Below are 5,082 nucleotides of genomic sequence, written 5' to 3' on the forward strand. Positions count from 1 at the left end.
ATTGCGTGCGGTATTCCCAGGCCAGCGCCTGATGCGCCTCGAATTCCTGCACGACGGGATGGATGCGCCAGGCCTCGGCAACGATCCCGGGCGGATTGAGCGTCCGGACCGACGCGCCGGCGCGCTCCGCCGCGGCCGCAGCGATCCGAAGCGCTTCGGCGCCCGTCGCATCCGGCGCGCCGGCAAAATCCTGGGTCACGATGCCGATGCGTGGCGCTGAGACGGCGGCCTGCGGCACCAGTTCGGCACGGCCGGTGATCGCAGAAAGCCCGCGCGCGAGATCCTCGACACCCGCGGCGAACAGTCCGACCGTGTCGAGCGTCCACGAATAGCATTTGACGCCAATCGCCGGCAGCATCCGGTACGACGGTTTTATCGCGGCCGCGCCGCAGAACGAGGCCGGCCGGATCACCGAACCACCGGTCTGTGTTCCCAGCGCCAGCGGGATCATCCCGGCGCCCACCGCGGCGGCCGAACCTGCCGACGATCCACCCGGCGTATGGCCGTGGTTGTGCGGGTTGAGGGTCGCGGTCGGATCAGACGATGCGAACGCCGTGGTCGTGGTCTTGCCGATGATGGTAGCACCTGCCGCCTTCAGCGCCGCGACCACCGGTGCGTCCGCGCGCGGTTGCCAGCCGCGATAGATCGACGAGCCGATTTCGGTCGGAAAATCCACGGTGTCGATATTATCCTTGATGCCCACCGCGATGCCGCGCAGCGGTCCGTGATCGAACGCGCGGGCAGCCGGGTCATGACGGACAAACGCGCCGATGGCCTTGTCCTGCGCGCCGATCGCCTCGAGCGACTGCGCGATCGCGGCCTGCGGCGACAGCTCATTTTGTTCGATCCGGCGCTGAAGTTCGGCGAGCGATATCATGGGCATTATTTCCTGCGGCGACGGGACCGGTTTTACGGATCCGGTTCGAATCCGGCAAGCGCATGACGGCCATGTCCCTCCATCGTGATGGCGACGAGCGGGCTGTCACCCCCTTCCCTACGCGTTCTGGTTGAGCCAAGCTGCGATCCGCAGGAGAGATCGTGGACAACAGCAACATCACCCGTGCGACCCACCTGACCGAGGCCGAGCGGATCGATTGGCTGCGGCTGATCCGCTCCGACAATGTCGGGCCGCGCGGTATTATGGCGCAAACGCCACCGGGGTATTTACGAACCACTTTGGCCGATAGGGTGCACCGCAGCGTTGGCGACTCCTAGAAGTTGTGCAATTGTTCCCCTAGTATGGTGGGGGAAGTCTGAATGGTTGCTCTTAAGACCGAGCGGCGGGTGTACATGTGGCAAGTAGCCCCACGACCTATGCCCAAAGAGGCCCCGGTCAACGTCAGTCTGGCGGGGGTCGTGGGGACGTTGAAGGCAGCCTATGATTCACAAACGGCTGAGCTTTTCCTGAACGCGGACGGTCGCGTATTGCCGGTTGATGCCCCGCTCACCGAAAAGGACCCGAAAAACCGCGTCTATATCTCCGACTTCGAGGAGGACGATGGGTATGTCACGATCCTCATCAATCGCGGCGACCCCACGGTGTCCGATACCGCCTTTATAAATGCGGTCACAGATGGAGTAAGGACGATAGTTCCAGAAACAGATGAATCCCAAGGATGGTCGGCTCACCTGGTCATCTCCAAGTACATGAGCGGCCAAAATGTTCATCGTGCCTGCTTCGAGCGCATGCCACACGCGACAAGCTGGTTTGTAGAGGCCCTGATCAAGCGCATTCTGGAAATGAAGGCAGTAAACAATCCGGCGTATATTTTTCAAAAACCGAAGCGGAAGGGAGGTAAAATTGTCTATGAAACCTTCACCTACCGCGACCATTTGTCCATCAAGAAAGTTCCATCTGAACGGCTTAAGGAAGATATTAAACAAGGCGAACTTTCTGCCATCGTTTTGATCGACACGAAAGCTAAGTTCACCGGCCCTGACTCGCCGGACGTGATCAAATCCGTCGAACGCAGGCTCGTCATAAAGCCGGATAAGGCAGTCGCCCAAGCCAAGGTTCTGTCTTATTTCAAAAAGTTAATCCCGTGGGCAAAAGAACAGAAGTTTGACACCATCCAAGTCAAATTAACCGAGTTGCCGGGCGGCGCGACTGCATCGCCTCGGTTCCTTATCGAACAAGGTGACGCGACCGAAACGCTGTACGTGCGCACTCAGCGGTTGCTTGAGTTTGGTGAGATCTTGGAAAGCTGCTACGCGAAAATTATGCCGGAAATAAAATCAAAAATGATCGCCCTCATGCAAGACAATTCGAAGTGGTGATATGATCTGGGCTGTTCGCCAGCTTCTTACACCCATGCGGTATCTGCGGATACGGCAGGGCATTTCGTTGTTCAAATCAAAGGCGGTTTACGATTGGGCTTTGCCGATAATTATATCGGTTCCGGCCACTTATATCGGATACAAATATTCCGACGGTATTTTTTCCGAAAAGGGCGTCATTGGAGGCTTTCAGAAACTCCTAGAGATTTTAGTGCCTTTCTACATCGCCGCGCTTGCTGCCGTCGCGACGTTCGCACGGGATGGCCTTGACGATCCTATGAAGGGTCACGCCGCGACTCTCAGCGTTCGCCATGCGCACGGCGATTGGATAGAGCACGTACTCACGCGGCGGCAGTTCATATGCTATCTATTCGGATACCTCGCTTTCCTTTCGCTAGTGTTGTTTGTTGCGATACTTTTTTTAAATCTCGTTAGCCAAAAGAGCGGCGTTGCCGCGCACGAGATTTTTGGAGAGCATATGCAAGCCGCCAAAATCGCCGTGATATATATTTTCATGTTGCCTATCTGGCAGATGATCGTAACGACCTTGCTTGGGGTCTATTTTATGAGCGAGCGGTTGATGGTCATGACCGAAAGCGATCTGTAGCTTTTAAATTTCGTCTAACGCGACCCCTTCTAATTCCATCGCCGCAATACAGGCCAGAAAGAACGTCGCAGAAAACGTCCCACGCTTTAGCTTGTTGGTGATCGAGGCTTCCGTTTCAGCGAAGCCGTGCTTTTTGAGCCGCTTCACCAATTCGACGTAGGTAACCTCTTTTTCCTTGAGTTTGTTTTTCAGGAAAACACTGGCGCGTTCGGCCCATTCGGCCTCTGATTTGGCTGATCCCATTGAACTTCCTATCATATTTGGCAGCTATCGAATATGATAGATTATTGTTGACACGGCTGCAACCTATCACTAATGATAGCCTATCAAATACGATAGGTTGTCGGTGCAGCACTTCCTCCTCAGCAAAGCGGCAAAGACCCTGAGCCTCGCTCAGGTCTTCCGCATGACTGACGGGGAAGCCGAGACGGCCTTCAAGGGCCTGCGCTGGCCCAATACCAATGGCGCTGCCGTGTGCCCCTACTGCGGCTCTGTGGACGCCTACGAAGCCCGCCGCCCGAATGGTTCGCTCCGCTTCCGCTGCCGGGGTTGCAAGAAGGACTTCACCATTACGTCCGGCACGCTGTTCGCCAGCCACAAGCTGCCCCTCAAGACCTATCTGGCGGCCATTGCCGTGTTCTGCAATGAGGTGAAAGGCAAGTCCGCGCTTGCCCTCAGCCGCGATCTCGGCGTCTCCTACAAGTGCGCGTTCGTTTTGGAACACAAGTTTCGCGAAGCTATGGCAGAGGAAATGAAGGGCCGTGTTGTCGGCGGTGAAGGCAAGATCGCTGAGGTTGATGGTGGATATTTCGGCGGCTACGTGAAGCCCGCCAACTTGAAGGCGGATCGCCTTGACCGCCGCTATACCCGCAACCAGAGCGGCAAGCGCAAGGTGGTGGTTATCATCCGCGAGCGCGGCGGCAATTCGGTTCCGGCCGTATTCAGCAGCGAGAGCCGCGCCGCTTCATTCATCAAGGCCCGCATTGCCAAGGGCACGACGGTTCATGCCGATGAAGCTAGCTCTTGGGATGGCCTGCATGAGCGTTTCGAAATGAAGCGCATCAACCATCAACAGGCTTACTCGCTGGATGGTGCCTGCACGAATTGGGCTGAGGAGTATTTCTCCCGCCTGCGCCGTGGCGAGATCGGCATCCACCACCACATTGCCGGGGCATATCTGCTCCGCTACGCGCAGGAAAGCTCATGGCGTGAGGATAACCGTCGCGTCTCGAATGGAGATCAGGTGCAGCGCGTGGCTGGGCTGGCGTTGAAGCGCGGCAAGTCTGTGGACTTCACCGGATACTGGCAGCGGCATGTTGCCGATTGATACGGCGCTAGCGATTGATCATGTTTTTACGTGCTTCAGCCGCACGCTCGCGTCTTTCGCGTCTTGTTAGATTACCGGTTCGTGGTGCGGGTGGCGGCGTATCTGGCTCTTCCGTTTTCCCGCGCTGTAAAAAAGCTCCCACAACCGTAACTATCCCGGTGCCGCTCAAAACGCCAATCGCTAAATTTTCGTGACCGTTGAGCGCGAGATAAACCCCGGCCACAAACATCGAAATAACAATTGATACCGCAGCAATGATCCCGATGACCGGAAGCCAAAATTCGCTCGTCGCGCCATATTTTTCCATCTGATGGCTATGCGATTGTTGCCGCACAGCCATATCCAAAATCTCGCGAGCAGCGCCCGGACAAACGCGCTCATAACCCTCATACGTCTCGACAGTCGGAAGCGGTCCCGTGTGGGACCTCGTTACTTCCATTTTTATCATCTTGATGACTTCGCCAGAAACCCCGGCGCGCTTTAGCTTGCTCAGTATCTCAGCGCTAGGCGCGTCGCCTGTCGCGACCACCTGACCGGACTCCTCTGTGGGAGTCGGCGCTTTGTCTGATGAACTGTCCGACATCTCTCCACGCATCCCCGGAGCCCGACGAACGCGACTGACTAAAATCAGTCAGAAGACCGGAAACAAGGAGCGACGGTGCCGCCAGGCCCATCACCAACCCGTCGGCAAACGTCCGAGCCCGCCGACGCTTAGCCGGGGTCTTGACAGATGCGGTCACGAGAATCCTCCAAAGCCCAGATATTCATGTCGTGGCGGGTCGATAGGTGTCAAGCCATTTCAACGCCCGCAGGGGGTGTAGGTTCATACCCTACAGGCCACAATATAGCAGATCGAAGAAGAACTATCCTT

6 protein-coding genes and 1 pseudogene are annotated in these 5,082 nt (G+C 56.9%); 4 read left to right on the forward strand and 3 right to left on the reverse strand.

Features of this window, described 5'->3' with window-relative positions:
- On the reverse strand, positions 1 to 877 hold an 877-nt coding region (locus GSQ88_RS24745), incomplete at its 3' end, for an amidase family protein (protein WP_159010407.1).
- Between the two features lie 140 nt (positions 878 to 1,017).
- Here GSQ88_RS24745 and GSQ88_RS36225 point away from each other — a divergent pair.
- The 3 genes and pseudogenes from GSQ88_RS36225 to GSQ88_RS24760 all read left to right on the forward strand — a co-directional run.
- Positions 1,018 to 1,134: pseudogene (locus GSQ88_RS36225) on the forward strand (hypothetical protein); the annotation flags it as partial.
- A 123-nt stretch (positions 1,135 to 1,257) separates the two neighbouring features.
- On the forward strand, positions 1,258 to 2,277 hold the full coding sequence (locus tag GSQ88_RS24755; RefSeq protein WP_159010403.1) for a hypothetical protein: 1,020 nt from the start codon (positions 1,258 to 1,260) through the stop codon (positions 2,275 to 2,277).
- 1 nt (position 2,278) lies between these two features.
- The gene (locus GSQ88_RS24760) at positions 2,279 to 2,884 is read left to right on the forward strand and encodes a hypothetical protein (protein WP_159010404.1); all 606 of its coding nucleotides are present in this window, start codon (positions 2,279 to 2,281) and stop codon (positions 2,882 to 2,884) included.
- Positions 2,885 to 2,887: 3 nt separating this feature from the next.
- Here GSQ88_RS24760 and GSQ88_RS24765 read toward each other — a convergent pair whose 3' ends face one another.
- Complete coding sequence (locus GSQ88_RS24765) at positions 2,888 to 3,127, reverse strand: DUF6471 domain-containing protein (RefSeq protein WP_159010405.1); 240 nt, start codon at positions 3,125 to 3,127, stop codon at positions 2,888 to 2,890.
- Positions 3,128 to 3,290: 163 nt separating this feature from the next.
- Between GSQ88_RS24765 and GSQ88_RS24770 the strand changes: the two genes are divergently transcribed.
- Positions 3,291 to 4,211, forward strand: a complete 921-nt coding sequence (locus GSQ88_RS24770) for an IS1595 family transposase (protein WP_246784996.1) — start codon at positions 3,291 to 3,293, stop codon at positions 4,209 to 4,211.
- A 7-nt stretch (positions 4,212 to 4,218) separates the two neighbouring features.
- Here GSQ88_RS24770 and GSQ88_RS24775 read toward each other — a convergent pair whose 3' ends face one another.
- Positions 4,219 to 4,794: a DUF2335 domain-containing protein gene (locus GSQ88_RS24775; protein ID WP_159010406.1), complete on the reverse strand. Its 576-nt coding sequence runs from the start codon at positions 4,792 to 4,794 to the stop codon at positions 4,219 to 4,221.
- Between the last annotated feature and the right edge of the window lie 288 nt (positions 4,795 to 5,082).

Source organism: Bradyrhizobium sp. S69 (assembly GCF_009766005.1).
Taxonomy (GTDB): domain Bacteria; phylum Pseudomonadota; class Alphaproteobacteria; order Rhizobiales; family Xanthobacteraceae; genus Bradyrhizobium.